This is a genomic window from Streptomyces malaysiensis subsp. malaysiensis, from assembly GCF_040653035.1.
Classification (GTDB): Bacteria; Actinomycetota; Actinomycetes; order Streptomycetales; family Streptomycetaceae; genus Streptomyces; species Streptomyces malaysiensis.
This window is the reverse complement of the sequence record NZ_JBEZNG010000021.1, coordinates 56,469-78,850: the sequence shown is the minus strand read 5'-3', so window position 1 is coordinate 78,850 and position 22,382 is coordinate 56,469. Positions and strand designations below refer to the sequence as shown.

Sequence of the window (22,382 nt, the reverse complement as noted above, 5' to 3'; positions counted from 1 at the left end):
GCTCTCGCGGCGCCCCTCAGGGGTCCATGCCCCCGGGCCGCCCGGTGAGTGGGTCAGCCCACGCCCAGGGCCGCCAGGGGGTCGTCCAGCACCGGCTGCCACGCCAACTCCGCCGCCCCCACCAGGCTGTTGTGGTCCAGTGTGCACGGCAGGATCGGCACGCCCCCGCTCCGGCCCCACAGGCTCCGCTCCGCCACCACCGCGCGCAGCCGCTCCGGGTCGGCCTCCAGGAGCTCGCGGTGCAGCCCGCCGAGGATGATGCGGTCCGGGTTGAGGATATTGACCAGACCGGCGAGTCCGAGGCCGAGGCGGTCGATGAGCTGCCCGGTGGCTGCCCGTACGGACGGCTCCGTGGCGTACTCCTCGCGCAGCAGATCGCGGGCCTGCTGCAACAGGGACACCTCCGGACCCGGGTCGCGCCCGGCGGCCGTGAGGAAGGCGAGCGGATCGGCCTCGATGTCCAGACAGCCGCGGCTGCCGCAGTGGCAGGGCGGGCCCTCGGGGTTGACGGTCAGATGGCCGACCTCGAGGGCGAGCCCCGCGCTACCGGTGTGCAGCCGACCGTCGAGCACCAGCGCGCCGCCGACGCCCCGGTGCCCGGTGGCGACGCAGAGCAGATGCTGGGCGCCGCCGCCCGCGCCATGGCGGTGTTCGGCGAGCGCGGCCAGGTTGACGTCATTGCCCGCGAAGCCGGTGACCGGCCCCCCGTCCTCGCCGCGGATACCGGCCGCGGCCAGGCTGCGGTTGAACAGCTCGCGCACCGGAGCGCCCGCGGGCCAGGCGACATGCAGCGGGTTGAGGGCGGTGCCCTCCGGTTCGGCGACCGCGGACGGGACGGCGAGCCCCGCGCCCACGCAGCGGCGGCCGGTCTCCCTTAGCAGTTGGGCACCGGCCTCGACCACCGCGTCGATGACATGCGCCGGATCCGCGGGCACGGTCATACAGCCCGGGGCGGTGGCCACGGTCCGGCCGCCGAGTCCGACGAGCGCCGCGCGGAAGCCGTCGGCGTGCACCTGGGCGGCGAGCGCGACCGGCCCATGGGGGGCGATCGACAGCCGGTGGGAGGGACGGCCCTGTGCCCCGGCGGCCCCGAGCGGCCGCGAGTCGACTTGGATCAGGCCGAGCGCCTCCAACTCGGCGGCCACGGCGCCCGCGGTCGCGCGGGTCACGCCGAGTTCGGCCGTGAGCACGGCGCGGGTGGGGGCGCGGCCGGTGTGGACGAGTGCCAGTGCCGGGCCAAGAGCGCTTCGGCCGCGCTCGAGCCTTGTCCGTGTCTGGGTCACGCCCCTATTCTCACTTTGTGCCGACTCCAAACAAAACACGGACGGCCATCCCGGGCGCGCGCCGGTCCGTCGCCACACCTCGCGACCTCGCCCGGCTCCGCGCCGCCATCACCGCGTTCTTCTTCCTCGACGGTTTCGTGTTCGCCGGATGGGTCGCCCGGATCCCCGCGATCAAGGACCAGACGAGCGCCTCGGCGGGCGCGCTGGGGCTGGCCCTGCTCGGGGTGTCCGCGGGCGGTACGGCCACGATGATGGCCACCGGACGGCTGTGCCGCCGCTTCGGCAGCCACCCGACGACGGTGGCCTCCGGTGTGCTGCTCGCGGGCTCCGTCGCGCTGCCGCCGCTGACCCACTCCGCGCTCGCCCTCGGCCTGGTGCTGCTGGTGTTCGGCACCGGATTCGGCGCGCTCAACGTGGCCATGAACAGCGCCGCCGTCGACCTCATCGCCGCCCTGCGCCGCCCGGTCATGCCCGGTTTCCACGCCGCCTTCAGCCTGGGCGGGATGGCGGGGGCCGGGCTGGGCGGGCTGATCGCCGACCAGCTCTCCCCCACCCGCCATCTGTCGCTGCTCGCGGTCTTCGGGCTGCTGCTCGCGGCGGCCGCGGGCCGGACGCTGATCTCACTGCCGGTGCCCACGCCCCAGGGCGGCCCCGGGTCCGCGGCGAAGCCGGGGCCGGCCACCTCGTCCGAGCACACGGCCACGTCCGGGCCCGCCACCGAGCCCGAGCCCACGGCCGAGACCGAGTCCGCCACCGAGCCTGCGCTCGCGACCAAGGCCGAGTCCGACGCCAAGGCCGGGTCCGCGGCCGAGTCCGAGCACGCCACCGTCGGGCCCGAGCACACCGCGCCCCCTGAGCCCTCCCCCGTCGCGGAGCGGCCGGGCCGCGCACGGTGGCTCGTCGCCGTCTTCGGCCTGATCGCGCTCTGCACGGCGTACGGCGAGGGCGCGATGGCCGACTGGGCGGCGCTCCATCTGCACCAGGACCTCGACGCGTCCGCCGGGCTGGCCGCCGCGGGCTACTCCGTCTTCGCCCTGATGATGGCCGTCGGCAGGCTCAGCGGCACCGCGCTGCTCGAACGGCTGGGCCAGACCAGGGCGTTGATCGCGGGCGGTACCACGGCCGCGGCCGGAATGCTGCTGGGCTCGCTCTCGCCCATGATCTGGCTCGCGCTCCTCGGCTTCGCGGTCACCGGGCTGGGCCTGGCCAACCTCTTCCCCGTGGCCATCGCGCGGGCGGGCGCGCTGACGGGGCCGGGCGGGGTCGCCGCGGCCTCCACGCTCGGCTACGGCGGCATGCTGCTGGGCCCGCCGACGATCGGCTTCCTCGCCGACTGGTACTCGCTGCCGATCGCGCTCACCACGGTCGCGGCGCTGGCCGCCGTGGCGGCGGTCGTCGCGTACGGCACGCGAAACGCCGTGCGCCCGGCCGGAAGCTGACATCCCCCTCCGCTCCGGCCCGGCCGTTGTCAGTGGCGGCTGGCACGATTCCGCCATGGAGACTGTCGAGTTGATCGAAATCTTGGACCGCGAGGGCCGGCTGCTGGCCGACGCCGCTGCCGAGGCCGGGGTGGACGCCCCGGTGCCCACCTGTCCCGACTGGCGCGTCCGGGACCTGCTGTCCCATATCGGCCGGGTGCACGGCTGGGCCACCCGGATCGTCGGCGAGGGCCTGACGGAGCCGGTCCGGCCCGCGGTGGACCCGGCGCCGCCGGACGCCGAGCTGGTGGCGTGGTATCGCGAGGCCCATGGCCGGCTGGTGGACACCCTCACCCAGGCCGACCCCGAGCTGAAGTGCTTCACCTTCCTGCCGACGTCCTCCTCGCTGGCGTTCTGGGCGCGGCGCCAGGCCCATGAGGCGGCCATCCACCGGGTCGACGCGGAATCGGCGCGGGGCGGAGAGCTCTCCCCGTTCACCCCTGAGTTCGCGGCCGACGGGGTCGATGAGCTGCTGGCCGGCTTCCACGGCCTGGACCGGTCAAAGGTGCGCACGGACACCCCGGGCACGCTCCGGGTGAGGGCCATGGACCAGGACGCGGTCTGGACGATACGGCTGTCTCAGGACGCCCCGCGCACCGAGCGCCACGGCGAGGGGGCGGCCGACTGCGAGCTCGGCGGCCCGGCCCGCGATCTGTATCTCGCGCTCTGGAACCGGCTGCCGATCACCGCGCTGAGCACGGAGGGCGATGGGAAGCTGGCCGAGCTGTGGCGGGAGCGCTCGGGCATCTGAGACACCGACCACGAGGGTTACCAGCGAGTAATATCCCATGTTAGCTTTTTGTCATGTCACGTCGATCGATGTCTCCGCGCGGCCTGCGCCGTGCGATGAACTGGTGGCCGCCCTATCTCTTCGCCGGAGTGCGGGTGGTCCACCTCGCGGAGGACTGGAGCAGCGCCCGCGTCAGGCTGCGGCTGCGCCGCTTCAACACCAACTACGTGGGGACCCATTTCGGCGGCTCGCTGTTCTCGATGAGCGACCCGTTCTGGATGCTGCTGGTGATGAACCGGCTCGGCCGGGACTACATCGTCTGGGACAAGGCCGGTGAGATCGACTTCATCTCGCCCGGCCGCGGTGACGTGTTCGCCGAATTCAAGGTCACCGAGGAGCGGCTGGAGGAGATCCGCGAGGCCACGGCGGACGGCGGCAAGGCACTGCCGTGGTTCGAGAACGAAGTGGTCGCCGCTGACGGTACGGTCGTGGCACGCGTACGGAAACAACTGTACGTACGCCGAAAGCACCGTGCCGGGCGGCCCGAGCCGGAGCGGACGGAGCCGGCGGCGGCCACCGGACACCCGACGGAGGGCTGATACGGAATGACCGGACCCCGTTCCCAGGACGAGCGCGACGCGCTCACCGTCGAGATTGTTTTCGCCCTGGTCACGGCCGGTCTGCTGGCGGCCGTGCTCTATGTCGCGGTCGCGAGCCCCGCGCTCTTCGGCGACCTGGGCCGGACCCAGGAGGCGGTCTGGCAGGGGGCCGCCGTCGCGGTGGCCGCCGTCGGATTCGCCGTCCGGCTGGTGCGGGCGCTGTGGCTCTTCTCCCGGCAGAGGCGCTGATGACGCGGGGCCCGCGGCCGGCACCACTGTGGCAGTGCGCGGGGGCCCGCTGGGACCGCCATGGACCCGCGCTGGTCTGGCGCCATCCGGCCCAGGGGGAACGGCTCTCCCCGCTGACGCCGGACCGCCCGCTCTCCTTCACCACCGGTCCCCGGCGCGACTGCGTCGGCGTCCGCAGGGGCGCCCGGCACACCCCGTGCCCGACCGGGGCCGAGGTTCCCGCCTCCGCCGTATCGGCCCAATGCCCGGACTGCGCCCGGCTGGACCGCTCGTACTCCGTGGCCGCCGACACCCGTACGGACGATCCGCGCCCTTACGACGTCTATCTCGCCTGGTTCGGCCCGGATCTGGTCAAGGTCGGGATCACCGCGGCCGAGCGGGAGGGGGCACGGCTGCTGGAGCAGGCCGCGCTCTCGTACTGTCTGCTGGGCCGTGGCCCGCTGATGGCCGCGCGCCGCGCCGAGGCCGTGCTGGGCGCCGCGCTCGGCGTCCCGGACCGCTTCCCCTACGCCGCCAAGCGCACGGCCCGCGAGGCCCCGCCGCCGCCGGAGCGGCGGGCCGCCGACCTCGCCGCGCTCCACCAGCGGGCACGCGGCCTGGGCGGTCTGCCGGAGTCGCTGGCCCTGGCCCCCTTCGAGCCGGTCCACCATGACGTGGCGTTCCATCTGGACCGGGTACGTCCGGCGCCGGGGCTGATCCGGCTCGTCCCCGAGACCACCGTGGCCGGACGTATCGACGCCGTGGCGGGCCCGGACCTCCACCTGACCGGGACGGACGGCCGCGCCCTGCTGCTGGACACGCGTCAGCTGGCGGGCTGGCCGCTGGCGCCGGCCGCGGCGGACGCCCCGACGACGGCGCCGGTGGCGGCGCGGGAGCGGGCGGCGGAGGACCCGGAGGGGCTGTTCTGAGCGCAGCGGCCGTTCTGAGCGCACACAGCCTCGCTCAGCCCAGCCACCCCGGCCGGACCAGGCCCGACTCATAGGCGAGTACGACGAGTTGGGCGCGGTCCCGGGCGCCGAGCTTGACCATCGTGCGGCTCACATGGGTCTTGGCGGTGAGCGGGCTGACCACGAGCCGCCGGGCGATCTCCTGGTTCGACAGCCCCATGCCGACCAGGGCCATCACCTCCCGCTCCCGCTCGGTCAGCTCCGCCAGCGCCTCCGCGGGCGCGGGTTCCCTGGAGCGGGCCGCGAACTCGGCGATGAGGCGGCGGGTCACCCCGGGCGACAACAGCGCGTCGCCGCCGACAACCGCGCGCACCGCCCGCAGCAGCTCCTCCGGTTCGGTGTCCTTGACCAGGAAGCCGGAGGCGCCGGAGCGAATCGCCTCGAAGACGTACTCATCGAGTTCGAAGGTGGTCAGCATGACCACCTTCACCTCGCCGAGGGCCGGGTCCCCGGTGATCCCGCGGGTCGCGGCGAGGCCGTCGAGCACCGGCATGCGGATGTCCATGAGGACGACATCGGGACGTTGCTCCCGTACGAGCGCCAGCGCCTGCTCCCCGTCGGCCGCCTGGCCGACCACCTCGATATCCGGCTGCGCGGCCAGCAGGGCGTGGAAACCGGCGCGGACGAGGCTCTGGTCATCGGCGAGCGCCACGCGGATCACGGCCTCGTGCCCCTCCCCATCGCTCACCTCGTGCCCCTCCGCACCGCTCATGGCGTCTCCTTCCCATCCCTGTACGGGACCCCGTCCGCGTGCGGGGCCCCATCCCTGTGCGGGACCCCATCCGCTTGCCGGACCCCATCCGTGTGCGGGGCCCCCGGGACCCCGTTCCTCTGCGGGACCCCCGGGACCCCATCCTTGTGCGGGGCCCCGCCCCTGAACGGGATCCGGGCCCGGACGCGGAAGCCGCCGTCCGGACGGGGGCCCGCCTCCACCGTGCCGCCGAGCGCGGCGGCCCGTTCCCGCATGCCGACCAGGCCGTTCCCGCCGCCCGTCACCTCGCCCCCGGCCGCCGGGCCGTCGTCGTCCACCCGCAGTTCCAACTCACCGGGGGCATAGCGCAGGAGAACGTGGGCGTTCCGGGAGCCGGAGTGGCGGACGATGTTGGTCAGGGCCTCCTGCACGATACGGAACGCCGCGAGATCGGCGCCGGGCGGCAGGGCCGTCCGCACGCCCGCCACCTCCACCCGCACCGCGAGCCCCGCGGCCGCCGCCTGCCCGGTCAGCTCCTCCAGACGGTCCAGGCCGGGTGCGGGCGAACGCGGCGCGGCGCCGGACGCGCCGGAGGTCCGCAGGGTGTCGAGAACCTGGCGGACCTCGCCCAGCGCCTCCTTGCTGGCCGCCTTGATGGTGGTCAGCGCGGTGCGGGCCTGCTCGGGGTCCTGGTCGAGGAGGGCGAGCCCGACGCCCGCCTGGACGTTGATGACCGAGATGCTGTGGGCGAGGACGTCATGCAGTTCGCGGGCGATCCGCAGCCGCTCCTCATCCGCCCGGCGCCGCGCCGCCGCCTCCCGTTCGGCCCGTACGCGGGCCCACTGCTCACGCCGTACGCGGGCGAGTTCGGACGCGGCCACGATCGCCATGGCCCAGGCCGTGATCACCAGCTCCTGGCCCCAGTCGACGGGCCCGTCACCGTCCGGCGGCAGCCAGCGGTAGAGCCAGTGGCCGATGAGCAGATGGCTCCCCCACAGCAGTCCGAGCGCGCTCCACGCGGCGACCCGCCGCCCGGCGGCGACGGCCGTCACACAGGCGACGACGACGCTGAAGAAGACGGGTCCGTACGGATAGCCGACGGCGAGGTAGACCGCCGTCACCGCCGCCGTGCCGACCACGGCGGTCCCCGGACGGCGATGGCGCATGAGCAGCAGCGCGGGCCCGGCGAGCAGCAGCACGGCGGCCGCGGGCCCGAGGTCCATCCGGTCGGGCTGTTTATGCGCGGCGAACCCCGTGCCCACCAGTTGGACGACCGCGATGACGAGCGAGGAGCGCCAGGGCACGCTCGGGCGCGCCGGGCCGAAGGGCATCCGGCGCCACCGTCCGCCCGGCCCCTGCCCCGGCCACTGCCCCGGGTCGTGCTCCCCCGTGAATCCGTGCATAGAGGCAACGCTAAACCGGCCGGGCGCACCCGGCGTCCCCCGTGCGCGGTGCCCGCACGTACTCCCGGCGGAGTAGGGCACCCCAGGCCCGGTCCGGCACGCCAGGCCCGGCCCGGCGGCGCAATATGCGGGCGGCCGGGGCGGGCGGCTGCGCACCGGGCGGCGAACGCCGCCGTTCACCGCCGCCGGACTCCCCGAGAGCGAGGAGAAGGCGGCGGTGCTACGGGGCTGATTGAAGCGGTGGGGATGGGAGGTCGGCGCGTTCTTCGACGGCGTCACCCGCCAGCTCCCCCGAGCCGAGCTGAGCCGGATCGCCCCGATGCACCCGGTCTTCCGCATCACCGAAGGAGACGCGTGACCGATCCGCCACGCGATCCCGTCGCGCGGCGCGATCCCGTCAGCCGATCCGCCGTGCCACACGAGTCCGTCGTCCGACGCCGGGCCATCGCGGGACGCGGCACCGCCGTGCGCCGCGCGACCACCGCGCCACACGGCATACGACGTCCCTCGCCCGACGCGTCAGCGACAGCCGCGGGACCGCTCAGCGAATGCGGATCGGCGGAAGCGGCGGAAGTGGCGGAGGTCGGGCCGCGGTTCGAAAACCGCCCTGAAGGGGCGCGGGGCTGTGTCGATGTGCGGCTCCGCCACGTGGGCGCGACCGGCCACGACGGCGCCGCAGCCGATCGACGGCAGCTCGGGGCGCTCCCGACGGAGCGCCTCCCCGGCGGAGCGCCTAAGCGGATCGGCGGAAGTCGGCTGCGGTTCGGTGGCGCCCCGAAGGGGCGCGGGGCTGTATCGAATGCGGCGCCGCCACGGGGGCGCGACCAGCCACGACGGCGCCGCAGACGATCGACGGCAGGTCGGGGCACTTCCAGCTAAGCGCTTAGCCCCGGTCCATCGCCGCCAGGGCCCGGCGGGCGGCCGGGTGGGTGCGGACGAGGTCGCCCAACGTCGTCGTACCGCGGGTGATCTTCGTGAAGGCGCGCCACGCCGGTCGGAAGCCGGTGAGCGCCGCATGGACCATCCCGGGGCGGCGTGAGAAGACCGTGTGCAGACGGCGACCCACACCCATCTCCACGCCGAGCCCCGCCTTGATCGCGAAGGCGTAGTTCAGGGCCTGCCGGCGGGCGTCCACCGCGTCGTGCGCCTCGGCCACGCGCACCGCCCACTCCCCCGCGAGCCGGCCCGAGCGCAGCGCGTAGGAGATGCCCTCGCGGGTCCACGGCTCCAGCAGCCCGGCCGCGTCCCCGCACACCAGGACCCGGCCGCGCGACAGCGGCGAGTCGTCGGAGCGGCAGCGGGTCAGATGGCCGGAGGAGATGCTCGGCTCGAACCCGGCGAGGCCGAGCCGGGCGATGAAGTCCTCCAGATAGCGCTTGGTCCCGGCGCCCTCGCCGCGCGCCGAGATGACGCCGACGGTGAGGGTGTCGCCCTTGGGGAAGACCCAGCCGTAACTCCCCGGCATCGGGCCCCAGTCGATGAGCACCCGGCCCGCCCAGTCCTCCGCGACGGTCTCCGGGACGGGGATCTCCGCCTCGAGACCGAGATCCACCTGGTCCAGCTTCACGCCGACATGCGCGCCTATGCGGCTGGCGCTGCCGTCCGCGCCGACCACGGCCCGCGCCAGCACCGTCTCACCGTCGGCGAGCACCACGGCGACCGTGCGCCGGTCGGGCACGGCCGGGCCGTGCTGCTCGACACGGCTGACCGCGACGCCCGTACGGATCTGGGCGCCCGCGTCCTTGGCGGCCTCGACCAGGGCCGCGTCGAACTCCGGCCGGTTGATCAGCCCGAAGAGCGCCTGCTTGGAGCGGCGGGTGCGGGACAGCTTGCCGTTCAGCGAGAAGGTCACGGCGTGCACCCGCTCCCGCAGCGGCAGTTCGAAACCCGGCGGGAGGGCGTCACGCGTGGGGCCGATGATGCCGCCGCCGCAGGTCTTGTAGCGCGGTAGTTCGGCCTTCTCCAACAACAGCACCCGCCGCCCGGCGCAGGCGGCGGCGTGGGCCGCGGAGGCACCCCCGGGGCCCGCGCCCACCACGACGACGTCCCATACCGTCTCATTGTCCGGGGCTGCGTTGTCGCTGCTCACGTGTGGATCCGCTCCCAATCGACCGACCTGATGCGCCTTCCCGGCATCCTACGGCTCCCCGGCGGATGACCCCGCTGTGGGATGATCGGCCGCGCGGCATCAAGCCGTACATACGTGCCCATCGCAGCGCATCCCGCCGTCTGCCCGTCGCATCCCAGGAGTGTCCCCCATGGAGAAGGCGCCTCTCGCCGCCACCGTCGCCGCCCTCCAGCCGCGTGCCAGGGCCGAGCTGGCCGAGCTGGTGGCCTTCAAGTCGGTCGCGGACCCGGCGCAGTTCCCGCGCGGCGAATGCGAGGCCGCCGCCGGGTGGGTCGCCGACGCCCTGCGCGCCGAGGGGTTCGAGGAGGTGGCGCTGCTGGACACCCCGGACGGCACCCAGTCCGTCTATGGCTTTCTGCCCGGTCCTGCCGGTGCCCCGACCGTGCTGCTCTACGCGCACTACGATGTGCAGCCCCCGCTGGACGAGGACGCCTGGCACACCCCGCCCTTCGAGCTGACCGAGCGCGACGGCCGCTGGTACGGGCGCGGCGCGGCGGACTGCAAGGGCGGGGTGATCATGCATCTCACCGCCCTGCGCGCGCTCAAGGAGAACGGCGGGGTCCCGGTCAACGTCAAGATGATCGTCGAGGGTTCGGAGGAGCAGGGCACGGGCGGTCTGGAGCGCTATTCCGAGGCCCATCCGGAGCTGCTGACCGCCGATACGATCGTGATCGGCGACGCGGGCAACTTCCGGGTCGGGCTGCCCACCGTCACGGCCACGCTGCGCGGTATGACACTGCTGCGGGTCTCGGTGGACACCCTGGAGGGGAATCTGCACTCCGGTCAGTTCGGCGGGGCGGCCCCGGACGCGCTCGCCGCGCTGATCCGCGCCCTGGACTCGCTGCGTGCCGAGGACGGCTCGACCACCGTCAAGGGCCTCGACCCGGATGCCGAGTGGGACGGCTTGCAGTATCCGGAAGAGGACTTCCGCAAGGACGCCAAGGTGCTCGACGGGGTCGGACTGATCGGCTCCGGTACGGTCGCCGACCGCATCTGGGCGCGCCCCTCGGTCACCGTGCTCGGCATCGACTGCCCGCCGGTGATCGGCGCCACGCCGTCCGTCCAGGCGAGCGCGCGGGCGCTGGTCAGCCTGCGGGTGCCGCCGGGCGTGGACGCGGAGGAGGCCAACCGGCTGCTCGCCGAGCACCTCCGGTCCTCGGTGCCGTGGGGCGCCCGGCTCTCGGTGGAGCAGATCGGCCAGGGCCAGCCGTTCCGCGCGGACACCACGAGCCCGGCGTACGCGGCGATGCGGGAGGCGATGCGCCTGGCGTACGACGGCCAGGAGATGGCGATCGCCGGGCAGGGCGGCTCGATCCCGCTGTGCAACACGCTGGCCTCGCTCTACCCGGAGGCGGAGCTCCTGCTGATCGGGCTGAGCGAGCCGGAGGCGCAGATCCACGCGGTCAACGAGAGCGTCTCCCCGGAGGAGCTGGAGAAGCTCTCGCTCACCGAGGCGCTGTTCCTGGGGATGTACGCGGAGAGCAAGGGCTGAGCCCCCCTTCCCGCCGTGTCGCCAGATACGCGGTCGGCGGGCGGCGGGATCAGCCGTCGGTCAATCGGTGGTGTCAGCCGGTGGGATCAGCCGGTGGTGTCAGCCAGTGAGATCAGTCGGTGGGATCAGTCGGTGGGGACGCCCGCTTCGAGATAGAGCGGGCGGCCCCGCTCACGGGCGCGCAGCGCCCAGCGCAGCCGGCTCAGCCGCACCGGGGGCAGCAGCGCGGCGGCCTCGCTCTCGGTGACGAAGCGCCAGCCGCGCAGTTCGGAGCCGGGCAGCAGCACCTCCCGGGCGGCCGCGCTGGAGAGCTTGCCGCCGTCGAAGAGCAGCCGCAGCCCCCCGTAGCCGGGCGGCTGGGGGCGCTCCCAGTCGGCCACCAGCAGCCGCAGCGGTTCGTCCAGCCGTACCCCCAGCTCCTCGGTGACCTCGCGCAACCCGGCACACATCGGGGGCTCGCCCGGTTCGACGACGCCGCCGGGGAACTCCCAGCCGGGTTTGTAGGTGGGGTCGACGAGCAGCACCCGGTCCTCCTCGTCGAAGAGCAGGACCCCGGCGGCCAGCGTCTCGGCCCTCGGCTCCGGGGTCTGCACGATGTCGCAGTGCCCGGCGCCCTCGCGGACGGCGTCGGCGATGTGCTGGGCGGTCTGGCGCGGGGTGAGCCCGGTGGTGTCCACGACATGGGCGTCGGTGGTCAGCCAGGTCAGGGCCGCCTGGTAGGGCGCGAGATGGGCCAGGCACCACTGGCGTACGGACTCGCTCGCGTCCGCGTCCCCCGGTATCTCCTCGCGCTCGGCTATGCGCTCGCGAAGGATCGTTTCATCGGTGTGGAGCAGAACATGCCGGACGGGGATGCGACGGGCGGCGAAACCGCCGAAGATCTCATCCCGGTACTCCTGTCTGAGGACCGTCATCGGGACCACGAGCGGGCCGCCGACCTCCGCGATCAGCGCCGCTCCGGTGTCCACGACCAGCCGGCGCCAGGAGGGCAGATCCTGATAGTCGGACACCTGTTCAAGTCGTTTGCGCGGAAGCATCATCCGCAGACCGTTACCGACCAACTCCGGGTCGTAGAACGTGCTGCCGGGCATGAAGTCCACCAATTCACGGGCCGCGGCGGTCTTACCCGCACCGAACGCACCGTTCAGCCAGACGATCACATTTCCCCCTATTCCATCGCCTCCTGACAGTTGCCCGCATCACCCTGCCACGGAAACGCGCGAAGACGACCGAGTGACGGATCGCGTCGCTCCGTCCCGTATGGGCACATGACCGGGAGAGGTGTGGCGGCGGGTCGTCGGGGGTCGTGGGGCCCTCGTGCCGCAGGGGTCACCGCGGCCACCTGAGCCACGGCGACCCCTGTCGCATCAGATCCCGCATCAGCCGCCGTATCAGCCCTTGCTGGCGCCGAGGGTGAGTCCGGCGATGAAGTGGCGCTGCAACAGCAGGAAGACCAGCACCGTGGGCAGCGCCACGATCACCGAACCCGCCGCGAGCAGGTTGTAGTCGGTGAAAAACTGGCCGCGCAGATTGTTGAGCGCGGAGGTGATGGGCAGCTTCTCGCCGTCGGAGATGAAGACGAGGGCCCAGAGGAAGTCGTTGTACATCCAGGTGAATTGCAAGGTGGCGAGCGCCGCGAGCGCGGGCCGGCACAGCGGAAGTGTGATGTTCCAGTACTGCGTCCACACCCCCGCCCCGTCCACCCGCGCCGCCTCCACGATCTCATCGGGAATGGTGCGCATGAAGTTGGCGAGGACGAAGACGCAGAATCCCACCTGGAAGGCGACCTGAACGGCGAGCACGGCCCAGTAGGAGTCGTACATCGTCATCGAGTCCGACATCCAATAGGGCAGATCGATCTTGGTGAAGAGCACATAGAGCGGGGTGACGATGACCTGCTGCGGCAGCAGATTGCCCGCGGTGAACACCATGAGCAGCACCAGTCCGCCGCGTATTTTCAACCGGGTCACACAGAACGCGACGAACGAGGCGAGAAACAGCGTCAGCAGCACCCCGGGCACCGCGATGATGAGCGAGTTGACGAAGTACTTGCCCATCCCGGAGTCGTTGAACGCCTTCGCGTAGTAGTCGAACGACAGATGGCGCGGCAGCGAGAAATACCCGTATTTCGCGGTCTCCTCGTAGGGCCGCAGCGAGGCGTAGACGGCGAGCAGCAGCGGGGCGAGGAAGGCGAGCGACACGACCATGAGGAAGGCGTGCAGCCCGAGCCGGCCACGGGTCACCCGGCGCTTGCCGGGGCCGGTCACCGGGGCCACGGTCCGTACGGGGGCGGTCCGGGTGGTGCTCATCCCTTCTTCCCCCCTCTCAGCTCCTGGACCAGATAGGTCACGATGAATCCCAGGGACACGGTCAGCAGGACGACGGCGATCGCGGAGCCGAAGCCGATCCGGCTGGCCTCACCGATGATGTTGTCGGTGACCAGCACCGAGAGCAGTTCGAGCCCGTTGCGGCCGTGGTTGATCGCATAGACGATGTCGAAGGCGCGCAATGCCTCGATCACGGTGATCACGCCGACGATGATGTTGACCGGCCGCAGGGTGGGCAGCACGACCCGGAAGAAGGTCTGGGTCTCGCTGGCGCCGTCGATCGCGGCGGCTTCCTTGAGCGAGGGATCGACGGATTTCAGCCCGGCCAGATAGAGGATCATCACATACCCGGTGTGCCGCCAGGCGGCGGCCAGCAGCACCATCCAGATATTGAGGTCCGGGTTTCCGAGCCAGTCCACCGGGTCGTTCTCGTTCGAGAGAATCGCGTTGAGCGCACCCTGGTCACGGGAGAAGATCAGCTGCGCGATAAAGCCGACGATGGCGAGGGAGAGCACCACCGGCATATAGAGGGTGGACTGGTAGAAGCGGCTGAACCGGACGCCCTTGTCCAGCAGGACGGCCAGCAGCAGCCCGAAGGGGGTCGCGACACAGCCGAGAAAGGCCACCCAGAGCACATTGTTGCGAACGGCGGGCCAGAACGGCGGATAGTCGGTGAAGAGGGTCTTGTAGTTGTCGATGCCGACCCAATGGATATCGCCGATACCGTCCCAGTTGGTGAAGGACAGACCGATGGAGGCGAGGGTCGGGCCCCAGATCAGGGCCAGGTCGAGCAGGACGGGTATGCCCAGCAGCACGCCGATGACGGCGAGGTCACGGGAGGTGAACCTCCGGGGACCCCGCCGTTTGGCACGCCGCGCGTTGATGAGCGGCACGGCGCGAATCTCCTAGTTGCCGGCGAAGATGGTCTTCTTCTGGGACTCGATGTCCTTGGTCAGGGTGTCGATGTCGTCCGGCTTGTTGATGAACTGCTGGATGGCGCGGATCATCACCTGGGACGCGAAGTCCGGCCGGGTGTCGCGGTCCATGAACTGCGATATCTGCTTGGCGTTCGAGATGAGGTCGACGGCCTTCTTCTGGAGCGCGTTGTACGAGGAGCTGGACGCCTTGTCGTTGACGGCGATGTTGTTCGGGTCCCGCTTGAGGTAGATCTCCTCGGCGGCGGGAGTGGCGAGGTACTTCAGCAACTCCTTGCCCTCCTTCTGCCGCTTGGACTTCTTCGCCAGCAGAAAGCCGTCGATCGGCGCCTCGACCGCGTCCTGGCCATAGGCGGAGTCGATCTCGGGGAACGGGAAGAAGTCCAGATCGTCGCGGTCGGCGTCGGAGAACTGCTGTCCGGGGTGGGGCAGTCCGAAGACGGCCATACCGGACTTCTTCTGCGCCAGACTCTGCGCGGCCTCCTGCCAGGTCCGCCCGTTGGCGCCCTTCTGGTGGTACGGCATCAGACCGCGCCACAGGTCGAAGACGTGCCGGACCTTGGGATCGGTCCAGGACTCCTTGCCACCCATCAGGGAGATATGGAAGTCGTAGCCGTTGGCCCGCATATTGAGATAGTCGAAGGTCCCCATGGCGGGCCAGCCGTCCTTGTCGCCAAGAGCGATGGCGTCGAGGCCGTCCTTGTCCATGCGCTTGGCGAGCGCCCGGAACTCATCGAAGGTCTTCGGGACCTCATAGCCGCGCTGGGCGAAGACGCTCTTCCGGTAGAAGACCGCCCACGGGTAGTAGTAGTACGGCACGAGGTACTGTTTGCCGTCCTTGCCGGTGGACTGCGCCTTGAGCGCGTCCGAGAAGCCGTCGAAGCCCTTCCACAGATCGCTGATCTCGGCGAGCTGGCCCTGTTCGGCGAAGAATTGCATGCGGTATCCGGCGAACCACATGAAGACGTCGTCCGGGGTGCCCTTCAGATAGCGATTGATGCCTTCCTGAAAGGCTTCATGGTTGACGGTGTTGACCTTGACCTTCTTGTCGGACTTCTTCTCGTACGCCTTGAACACCTCGTCGAACGCCTTACGGGGCACGGCGTCTGAGGCGTTGGAGCCGATCTTCACTTCGTTGCCCGGACCACCGCAGGCGGTCAGCAGCATCGGAAGGGCGACCGCGCCGGCTCCGGCCGCGGTGCCTCGTAGTAGCGCACGGCGGGAGATCCGATGTCCTGACGATGACGGTGCCATGTGCCCCTCCACAGAGGTTCAATCAAACACAACCGAACGCGAGTGAGGGGATCTCACCCGCACCCCAGCCGAATCGTCAAGGGTTTTGACGAGGTATCGAACAACTGTTATCGCATCTCTTCCAACAGACTCCAACAGGGTCTACCGTAAACGCTCGCATGTGACGCAGTCATGACACTGCGTCACCCCGTTGGGAACGGAGGACCCGCATCGTGCGCCACCGCTGTTTTCGACCCGCGAGACGAAGAGTCATCGGAGCACTGAGCGCCGGCCTGCTGGCCACGGTCGGCCTGGCACTCCCGGCCGTAGCCCAGCCGTCGCACCCCGCCGAGGTCACCACATCGGCCTCCGCCCCGGGCGCCGCGCCCGGTGATGGGCTCGCCCTCACCCCTCCGATGGGCTTCAACAACTGGAACTCCACCCACTGCCGGGCGGAGTTCAACGAGGCGATGGTCAAGGGCATCGCCGATATCTTCGTGGCGAAGGGGCTGAAGGACGCCGGGTACCAGTACGTCAATCTCGACGACTGCTGGGCGCTGCCGCAGCGCGACGCGGACGGCAAGCTGGTCCCCGACCCGGTCCGCTTCCCCAACGGCATCAAGGCCGTCGCCGACTATGTCCATTCCAAGGGACTGAAGATCGGCATCTACACCAGCGCGGGCACCAAGACCTGCAACAGCGCCGGTTTCCCCGGGGGGCTCGGCCATGAGAAGTCCGACGCCCAGCAGTTCGCCGACTGGGGCATCGACTACCTGAAGTACGACAACTGCAATAACCAGGGCATCGACGCCAAGCAGCGCTACCGCGCCATGCGCGACGCCCTGAAGGCCGCGACCGAGACCACCGGCCGCCCCATCGTCTACAGCATCTGCGAATGGGGCGAGAACAAGCCCTGGGAGTGGGCCGGCGAATTCGGCCAGCTGTGGCGCACGACGGGCGACATCAGCGACAGCTGGGGCAGCATGCTGTCGATCGCCAAGCAGAACCTGCCGCTCGCCCAGTACGCCGGGCCCGGCCGGTGGAACGACCCCGACATGCTGGAGGTCGGCAACGGCGGGATGACGGACACCGAGTACCGCAGCCACTTCTCGCTGTGGTCGATCATGGCCGCTCCGCTGCTGATCGGCACCGATCTGCGCAAGGCCACCGACGAGACCTATGAGATCCTCGGCAACCACGAGGTCATCGCCGTCGATCAGGACCCGCTCGGCAAACAGGGCACCGTGGTCTCCTCCGAGGGCGGGCGCTGGGTCATCGCCAAGGAGCTGGCGGACGGCAGCCGAGCCGTCGCGCTGTTCAACGAAACCGACCGGCCGCAGCACATCGCCACCACGGCGACCGGCGCCGGGCTGCCCGAGGCGACCGCGTACCGGCTGCGCGACCTGTGGGCGCACAAGGACTACAACACCGCCGGAGCCGTCTCGGCCACCGTCCCGGCCCATGGCACCGCGCTCTACCGGGTCTCGGCCGACGCCCGCTGGGCCTCCTACCCGCCCGCCACCGAACTCGGCCTCGACGGCACGGCGCTGACCGAGGCCGGGGCCACGGACCAGATCGAGACCACCCTCACCGACCTCGGACGCACCCCGGCCCAGCAGGTCTCGGTCCGGCTGACCGGCCCCGAAGGCTGGCGGATCAAGGCCGTCTCGCCGACCCGGGCCGCTTCGCTGCCCACCGGCTCGAAGCTGGCCACACGCTGGCAGGTCACCGCGCCCGCCGGTGCCGCGCCCGGCGCGTACGAGCTGACGGTCGGCGCCGACTACCGCTCACCGGGAGGCACCAAGGCCACCGCGCGGCTGGTCTCGACGGTCCATGTGGCCGTCGCACCGCCCTCCGGACGCTCGTACGCGAGCGATCTGTCCTGGCTGAGCGCGCTCAACGGCTGGGGCCCGGTGGAGAAGAACACCAGCGTCGGCGAGAGCGAGGCCGGTGACGGCCATCCGCTCACCATCGGCGGCACCACATACGACAAGGGCCTGGGCGTGCACGCGCCCAGCGAGGTCACGTACTACACCGGCGGCCGGTGCTCGCGCTTCGGCGCACAGGTCGGCGTGGACGACGAGGAGGGCGCCGACGGGACCGTCGCCTTCGAGGTCTGGGCGGACGACACCAAGGTGGCATCCACCAAGACGCTGACCAACGCCGATCCGGCCACCGCCCTCGACGCCGCCATCGGCGGGGCGAAGTCGGTCCGGCTCATCGTCACCGACGGCGGGGACGGGATCACCAGCGACCACGGGGACTGGGCCGACGCGGCCTTCACCTGCTGAGCCGTCCCGCCCCCATGAGATCCGCCCCTTCCCGCGGCCGTCCCTGGCTCAGCACTCGGGCAGCCCGGGGAGGGGCGCGTCATTGTCCCCGCCCTTGACATAGACGACACTCACATAGACATCGCGATGGCCGTTGTCGTCGTCGGTCCTGGCCCACCACACATTCGTCCACTTGCCGTAGGTCTCCCGGCGGCCCAGGTTCTCCTGGCAGTAGAGGTAGTTGACGCCGTGCTCGAGGGTGCCGACCGGCTCACCGCCGTGGGTGTAGGAGGTGGCGTCCCGCCACACCTCGCAGTCGTACCGCCCACCGCCGCTGTCATGGCAGACGGGCGCGGCCCCGGAGGGCCTGGCCGATGCCGGTCCGCCCTGGTCGCCGCCGTCCGGGGCGCGGGACGCGGGCGGTGAGGCCCTGTCACCCGGCCGCGCACTGCCCCGCCCCGGCGTGCCGCTCGCCCCTCCGCCGCCCGGCGAGACGGTCTCCCCGGGCCCCGCCCCTCGCCGCGGCTCCTTCGTCCCGTCCGACGCCGTGGTGTGGTCATCCCCTCCGACCAGCGCGTAGGTCACCCCGCCGCCGATGAGCACGACGGCGGCGACCGCGGCCGCGATGAGCGCTCCACGGCGCCCGCGCCCCGCGGCCCGTGGGTCGGCGCGATCCCCCGCGCCCGGCTCGCCGCTCACCAGCGGCTCCACCTCCGGTGGCGGGCCGAAGCCCGGAGGCGGCGGGGCGGCCGCGGACCCAGCGGTCGGCGGAACGGGCGGCGGAACGGGCGGCGGCGCCACGGCCCGTGGTGTCTCCCCGGCCGCCACCTCCGCCAGCATCCGGCGCGCCTCGGCGGCGGACGGCCGCCCCCGCGGATCCTTGTCCATCAGCGCGTACAACACGGGCGCCAGCGGCCCGGCCAGCCGCGGCTCGGGCAGCGGTTCGGTGACGATCGCGGTGAGCGTGGACCATACGGAGGTGCGGCGGAACGGCGACGAGCCCTCCACCGCCGCGTACAGCGTCATGCCCAGCGCCCAGATGTCCGAGGCCGGGCTCGGGTCCTGCCCCTGGGCGCGCTCCGGCGCGAGATAGTCCAGTGAGCCGATCAGCTCGCCGCTGCGGGTCAGCTTGGTGGTCGCGCCGTCCTCGGGCGCCTCCAGGCTCGCGATGCCGAAGTCCGTGAGGATGACCCGGCCCTCGCGGTCCAGCAGCACATTGCCCGGCTTCACATCCCGGTGCAGCACCCCGGCGCCATGGGCCGCGCCGAGCGCGTCCGCGATCTCGGCGCCGATCCCCGCGGCCTCCCGGGGGTCGATGGTGCCCCGCTCGTCGATCACATCGTCGAGCGAGGGCCCGTCGATCAGCTCCATGACGATGAGGGGCAGCCCGCTCTCCTCGGAGACATCGTGGACCGTGATCACACCGGGGTGCCGGATCCGGGCCGCCGCCCGTGCCTCCCGCTGCATCCGGGTGCGCAGATCGGCCAGCTCGGCGCTGGAGGCGTCGGTGTGGGCGCGCAACACCTTGACCGCGACCTCGCGGCCGAGCACCGCGTCCACGGCCTTGCAGACCACGCCCATACCGCCGCGGCCGAGCCGGCCCGTGACCCGATACCGCCCGCCCAGCAGCCTGCCGGACAGATCGCCGCCCATGTCCACCGGTGCCACCGCTCCGCTTCCCCTCGATGCGCTCCTCGGCCCCGCCTGGCCACTGCCGGGCTCCGGGCGAACAGCTTAGGGGCAGACGGTGACAGCGGGTCAGGGACGGACGGTGAAGAGCCGAGGTCAGTCGCCGGTGGGATGTGTGCCCGCCGCCGGGCCGAAGCCCTCAAGCCGCGCCTCCTGGGCCGCCGCGGCGGCCGCGCCCACCACCCCCGCGTCGGTGCCCATCTGTGCCGGGACGACCTCCAGCCCCTGGACGAACGACAGGGTCGCGTAGTCGCGCAGGGCGCGCCGCAGCGGCGCGAAGAGCACGTCCCCGGCGCCCGCCACCCCGCCGCCGATGACCGCCACCTCGATCTCGACGAGCGCGGCGGTGGCGGCGATCCCGGCGGCCAGGGCCTGGGCGGCCCGTGCGAAGGAGGCGCGCGCGACCGGGTCACCGGCCCGTGCCGAGGCGGCTACGGCCCGGGCGCTGGTGTCGCCGTCCGGCCCCGGCCGCCAGCCCCCGTCCAGGGCGCGGCGGGCGATGTTGGGGCCGCTGGCGATCCGCTCCACACAGCCGCGTCCGCCGCACGGGCACGGGTCGCCGTCCAGCTCCACGCTGATGTGGCCGATGTGCCCGGCGTTGCCGGTCGGGCCCGGGTGCAGCCGTCCGCCCAGGACCAGCCCACCGCCCACGCCGGTGGAGACCACCATGCACAGCGCGCCCTTACGGCCGCGGGCCGCGCCCTGCCAGTGCTCGGCGGCCGTCATCGCGGGCCCGTCGCCGACCAGCGTCAGCGGCAGTGCGCCGGTGGTCTCCCGGACCCCGGCGACCAGCGGGAAGTCCCGCCAGCCGGGGATGTTGACGGGGCTGACGGTGCCCACGGAGGCGTCCACCGGGCCCGCGCTGCCGATGCCGACGGCGGCGGCCCGCGACCAGTGCGGTGTGGCCGCGAGCTCCTCGAGCACGGCGGTGACCTGCCGCATCACGGTCGCGCCCGCCTCCTGGGCACGGGTGGCGCGACGGGCTCTCACGACCAGTTTTCCGCTCCCGTCCACCAGAGCGCCCGCGATCTTGGTCCCGCCGATGTCCAGTGCGGCGATGAGGTCACGTGGCATAGGTGTCGACTCTCCTGGTGGGCATGCTGGTGGGGCATGGGCGTGTTCAGTGTGCGACAACAGTCTTCCCGGCGCTGACAACGTTGTCCAGCAGTTATGCTCGTCACTCCTTCCCCCACGACGACCAGCGACGGGACGAGCGCACTGTGACCGACACCGCCCCGGGCACCGCCAGCCGCACCCCCACACGCCGTTACGGCACCCGCCCCACGATGAAGGATGTCGCCGCGCGGGCCGGGGTCGGCCTCAAAACCGTCTCCAGAGTGGTCAACGGCGAGCCGGGGGTCACCCCCGACACCGAGCGCCGCGTCCAGGAGGCCATCACCGCGCTCGGTTTCCGCCGCAACGACAGCGCGCGCATTCTGCGCAAGGGCCGTACGGCGAGCATCGGACTGGTCCTGGAGGATCTGGCCGACCCCTTCTACGGCCCGCTGAGCCGCGCCGTGGAGGAGGTCGCCCGCGCCCATGGCGCACTGCTGATCAACGGATCCAGCGCGGAGGACCCCGACCGCGAGCAGGAGCTGGTGCTCGCGCTGTGCGCCCGCCGGGTCGACGGCCTCGTCATCATCCCGGCCGGCCATGACCACCGCTATCTCGCCCCCGAGATGGCGGCCGGGGTCGCCACCGTCTTCGTCGACCGGCCCGCGGGCCGTATCGACGCCGACGCCGTCCTCGCCGACAGCTTCGGCGGCTCGCGCGACGCCGTCGCCCATCTGATCGCCCACGGCCACCGCCGGATCGGCTTCCTCGGCGACCTGCCGGGCATCCACACCGCCGCCGAGCGGCTGCGCGGCTATCACGCGGCGATGAACGAGGCCGGGCTGCCGGTCCATGCCACCTGGGTCTCGACCGGCCCCACCGACCCCGAGCGGGTCCGGGCCGCGGCCACCGCCATGCTGACCGCCGCCGAGCCGGTCACCGCGCTCTTCGCGGGCAACAACCGGGTCACGGTCACGGTCGTACGGGTCCTGGCCGAGCGCCCGGCGCCCGCCGCGCCGGTGGCCCTCGTCGGCTTCGACGACTTCGAGCTCGCCGATCTGCTCTCCCCCGGGATCACCGTCATAGCCCAGGACTCGGCCCAGCTCGGCCGCACCGCCGCCGATCTGCTCTTCCGCCGCCTCGACGGGGCGGGCGGGGACCCCCGGCAGCTCGTCCTGCCGACCCGGCTGATCCCGCGCGGCTCGGGCGAACTGCCCCCGCCCGCGACGTCCACGGCCTGACCGCCTTCCGTCAACGACCCGACTCCCCGCTCCCCTCTTCCGAACATCTGGTTCCGAACGCCTGAACGGCCCCGCTCCGGTTGCCCCGGTCCCCCACCGCCCCGAGGGTGGATGCGGAGGGCCCGGGGCCCGGCCGGGGAGACGAGGGAGACGCGATGAGCGGGCGCCGAACGCGGACGATCTGCGCGGTGAGCCTCATGGCCGTGCTGGCGCCGGCCGCCGCCGGCTGTTCGGACGACGGGGGCACCCCGTCGTCCGAGGTGTCCCGGGCCTCCGCCGCCATCGCCTCCGCCAGGGCGTCGGCCCAGGCCCAGCTGGACAAGATCAAGGGCGGCTCCCAGGCCAGGCGCGAGGTGAAGGCCGGCCGGGTGACCCACGACAGCGCGGGACGGGCCCTGGCACCGCTGACCGTGACCAACGGGGGCAGGCACACGGCCGGCTACGCCGTTGAGGTCAACTTCCGCAATGCGAGCGGGGACTTGGTCGACGCCGTCCTCCTGCGCCTCACCAAGGTGCCCCCGAACAAGCCCACCAGGGCCACCGCCCGCAGCCACCGCAGGCTCACCGGCCGCATCACGGCACAGGTGGGCACGGCGGTGCGGTACTGACCGCCGGGGCCGCCCGGCCCACCGGG

The 22,382-nt window shown here is 72.2% G+C and carries 20 protein-coding genes; 10 read left to right on the top strand and 10 right to left on the bottom strand.

What is annotated here, in order from left to right:
• Positions 1-53 precede the first annotated feature (53 nt).
• Complete coding sequence (locus tag AB0E24_RS32985) at positions 54-1,283, bottom strand: ROK family protein (protein WP_359382511.1); 1,230 nt, start codon at positions 1,281-1,283, stop codon at positions 54-56.
• Positions 1,284-1,300: 17 nt separating this feature from the next.
• Between AB0E24_RS32985 and AB0E24_RS32980 the strand changes: the two genes are divergently transcribed.
• From AB0E24_RS32980 to AB0E24_RS32960, 5 genes are read left to right on the top strand one after another with little or no spacing between them, the layout of a single operon-like run.
• Positions 1,301-2,722 (top strand): MFS transporter, encoded by a 1,422-nt coding sequence (locus AB0E24_RS32980; protein WP_435865350.1) that lies wholly within the window; start codon positions 1,301-1,303, stop codon positions 2,720-2,722.
• A gap of 55 nt (positions 2,723-2,777) precedes the next feature.
• Positions 2,778-3,512 carry a maleylpyruvate isomerase family mycothiol-dependent enzyme gene (locus tag AB0E24_RS32975; protein ID WP_283887653.1) on the top strand — a complete coding sequence of 245 codons (735 nt, stop codon included), beginning with the start codon at positions 2,778-2,780 and terminating at the stop codon, positions 3,510-3,512.
• 53 nt (positions 3,513-3,565) lie between these two features.
• On the top strand, positions 3,566-4,090 hold the full coding sequence (locus tag AB0E24_RS32970) for a DUF4442 domain-containing protein (protein WP_234701471.1): 525 nt from the start codon (positions 3,566-3,568) through the stop codon (positions 4,088-4,090).
• Positions 4,091-4,096: 6 nt separating this feature from the next.
• A complete protein-coding gene (locus tag AB0E24_RS32965; protein WP_359382507.1) occupies positions 4,097-4,339 on the top strand; it encodes a DUF6332 family protein in 243 nt (80 codons plus the stop codon).
• On the top strand, positions 4,339-5,247 hold the full coding sequence (locus tag AB0E24_RS32960) for a DUF2797 domain-containing protein (protein ID WP_359382504.1): 909 nt from the start codon (positions 4,339-4,341) through the stop codon (positions 5,245-5,247). The genes AB0E24_RS32965 and AB0E24_RS32960 overlap by 1 nt, the downstream gene beginning before the upstream one ends.
• A 34-nt stretch (positions 5,248-5,281) precedes the next feature.
• On the opposite strand, the gene AB0E24_RS32955 is transcribed toward AB0E24_RS32960, so the two are convergent.
• The gene (locus AB0E24_RS32955; protein WP_079260325.1) at positions 5,282-5,947 is read right to left on the bottom strand and encodes a response regulator; all 666 of its coding nucleotides are present in this window, start codon (positions 5,945-5,947) and stop codon (positions 5,282-5,284) included.
• 47 nt (positions 5,948-5,994) lie between these two features.
• Positions 5,995-7,380, bottom strand: a complete 1,386-nt coding sequence (locus AB0E24_RS32950; protein WP_435865349.1) for a sensor histidine kinase — start codon at positions 7,378-7,380, stop codon at positions 5,995-5,997.
• Positions 7,381-7,612: 232 nt separating this feature from the next.
• On the opposite strand from AB0E24_RS32950, the gene AB0E24_RS32945 reads away from it, so the two are divergent.
• Positions 7,613-7,738, top strand: a complete 126-nt coding sequence (locus AB0E24_RS32945) for a hypothetical protein (RefSeq protein WP_359382503.1) — start codon at positions 7,613-7,615, stop codon at positions 7,736-7,738.
• A 525-nt stretch (positions 7,739-8,263) separates the two neighbouring features.
• Here the strand turns inward: AB0E24_RS32945 and AB0E24_RS32940 are convergent.
• Positions 8,264-9,469: a geranylgeranyl reductase family protein gene (locus tag AB0E24_RS32940; protein WP_069871282.1), complete on the bottom strand. Its 1,206-nt coding sequence runs from the start codon at positions 9,467-9,469 to the stop codon at positions 8,264-8,266.
• A gap of 169 nt (positions 9,470-9,638) precedes the next feature.
• Here AB0E24_RS32940 and AB0E24_RS32935 point away from each other — a divergent pair, with 169 nt between their 5' ends.
• The gene (locus AB0E24_RS32935; protein WP_359382499.1) at positions 9,639-11,000 is read left to right on the top strand and encodes a dipeptidase; all 1,362 of its coding nucleotides are present in this window, start codon (positions 9,639-9,641) and stop codon (positions 10,998-11,000) included.
• A 125-nt stretch (positions 11,001-11,125) separates the two neighbouring features.
• Here the strand turns inward: AB0E24_RS32935 and AB0E24_RS32930 are convergent, their stop codons facing one another.
• The 4 genes from AB0E24_RS32930 to AB0E24_RS32915 form a co-directional block, all read right to left on the bottom strand.
• Positions 11,126-12,160 carry an NUDIX hydrolase gene (locus AB0E24_RS32930; RefSeq protein ID WP_069871277.1) on the bottom strand — a complete coding sequence of 345 codons (1,035 nt, stop codon included), beginning with the start codon at positions 12,158-12,160 and terminating at the stop codon, positions 11,126-11,128.
• A gap of 231 nt (positions 12,161-12,391) precedes the next feature.
• Positions 12,392-13,309, bottom strand: coding sequence for a carbohydrate ABC transporter permease (locus tag AB0E24_RS32925; RefSeq protein ID WP_079256594.1), 918 nt, complete (start codon positions 13,307-13,309; stop codon positions 12,392-12,394).
• Positions 13,306-14,220 carry a carbohydrate ABC transporter permease gene (locus tag AB0E24_RS32920; RefSeq protein ID WP_079256595.1) on the bottom strand — a complete coding sequence of 305 codons (915 nt, stop codon included), beginning with the start codon at positions 14,218-14,220 and terminating at the stop codon, positions 13,306-13,308. Before AB0E24_RS32920 ends, AB0E24_RS32925 begins: the two co-directional genes overlap by 4 nt.
• A gap of 12 nt (positions 14,221-14,232) precedes the next feature.
• Positions 14,233-15,516 carry an ABC transporter substrate-binding protein gene (locus tag AB0E24_RS32915; RefSeq protein ID WP_173963344.1) on the bottom strand — a complete coding sequence of 428 codons (1,284 nt, stop codon included), beginning with the start codon at positions 15,514-15,516 and terminating at the stop codon, positions 14,233-14,235.
• 212 nt (positions 15,517-15,728) lie between these two features.
• Here AB0E24_RS32915 and AB0E24_RS32910 point away from each other — a divergent pair, with 212 nt between their 5' ends.
• Positions 15,729-17,786 carry an NPCBM/NEW2 domain-containing protein gene (locus AB0E24_RS32910; RefSeq protein ID WP_359382494.1) on the top strand — a complete coding sequence of 686 codons (2,058 nt, stop codon included), beginning with the start codon at positions 15,729-15,731 and terminating at the stop codon, positions 17,784-17,786.
• Between the two features lie 48 nt (positions 17,787-17,834).
• Here the strand turns inward: AB0E24_RS32910 and AB0E24_RS32905 are convergent, their stop codons facing one another.
• Positions 17,835-19,418: a serine/threonine-protein kinase gene (locus AB0E24_RS32905; RefSeq protein ID WP_359382637.1), complete on the bottom strand. Its 1,584-nt coding sequence runs from the start codon at positions 19,416-19,418 to the stop codon at positions 17,835-17,837.
• A 132-nt stretch (positions 19,419-19,550) separates the two neighbouring features.
• On the bottom strand, positions 19,551-20,528 hold the full coding sequence (locus tag AB0E24_RS32900) for an ROK family protein (RefSeq protein ID WP_069871267.1): 978 nt from the start codon (positions 20,526-20,528) through the stop codon (positions 19,551-19,553).
• Between the two features lie 146 nt (positions 20,529-20,674).
• On the opposite strand from AB0E24_RS32900, the gene AB0E24_RS32895 reads away from it, so the two are divergent.
• Together AB0E24_RS32895 and AB0E24_RS32890 are read left to right on the top strand one after the other, a co-directional pair.
• Complete coding sequence (locus AB0E24_RS32895) at positions 20,675-21,748, top strand: LacI family DNA-binding transcriptional regulator (RefSeq protein ID WP_359382490.1); 1,074 nt, start codon at positions 20,675-20,677, stop codon at positions 21,746-21,748.
• Positions 21,749-21,903: 155 nt separating this feature from the next.
• The gene (locus AB0E24_RS32890) at positions 21,904-22,356 is read left to right on the top strand and encodes a hypothetical protein (RefSeq protein WP_079153616.1); all 453 of its coding nucleotides are present in this window, start codon (positions 21,904-21,906) and stop codon (positions 22,354-22,356) included.
• Positions 22,357-22,382 lie beyond the last annotated feature (26 nt).

Coding starts and splice junctions, on each gene's coding strand:
- AB0E24_RS32965 (WP_359382507.1), top strand. CDS start 4,097: ATGACCGGACCCCGTTCCCAGGACGAGCGCGACGCGCTCACCGTCGAG.
- AB0E24_RS32970 (WP_234701471.1), top strand. CDS start 3,566: ATGTCACGTCGATCGATGTCTCCGCGCGGCCTGCGCCGTGCGATGAAC.
- AB0E24_RS32975 (WP_283887653.1), top strand. CDS start 2,778: ATGGAGACTGTCGAGTTGATCGAAATCTTGGACCGCGAGGGCCGGCTG.
- AB0E24_RS32925 (WP_079256594.1), bottom strand. CDS start 13,309: ATGAGCACCACCCGGACCGCCCCCGTACGGACCGTGGCCCCGGTGACC.
- AB0E24_RS32890 (WP_079153616.1), top strand. CDS start 21,904: ATGAGCGGGCGCCGAACGCGGACGATCTGCGCGGTGAGCCTCATGGCC.
- AB0E24_RS32935 (WP_359382499.1), top strand. CDS start 9,639: ATGGAGAAGGCGCCTCTCGCCGCCACCGTCGCCGCCCTCCAGCCGCGT.
- AB0E24_RS32960 (WP_359382504.1), top strand. CDS start 4,339: ATGACGCGGGGCCCGCGGCCGGCACCACTGTGGCAGTGCGCGGGGGCC.
- AB0E24_RS32915 (WP_173963344.1), bottom strand. CDS start 15,516: ATGGCACCGTCATCGTCAGGACATCGGATCTCCCGCCGTGCGCTACTA.
- AB0E24_RS32905 (WP_359382637.1), bottom strand. CDS start 19,418: ATGGGCGGCGATCTGTCCGGCAGGCTGCTGGGCGGGCGGTATCGGGTC.
- AB0E24_RS32950 (WP_435865349.1), bottom strand. CDS start 7,380: ATGCACGGATTCACGGGGGAGCACGACCCGGGGCAGTGGCCGGGGCAG.
- AB0E24_RS32900 (WP_069871267.1), bottom strand. CDS start 20,528: ATGCCACGTGACCTCATCGCCGCACTGGACATCGGCGGGACCAAGATC.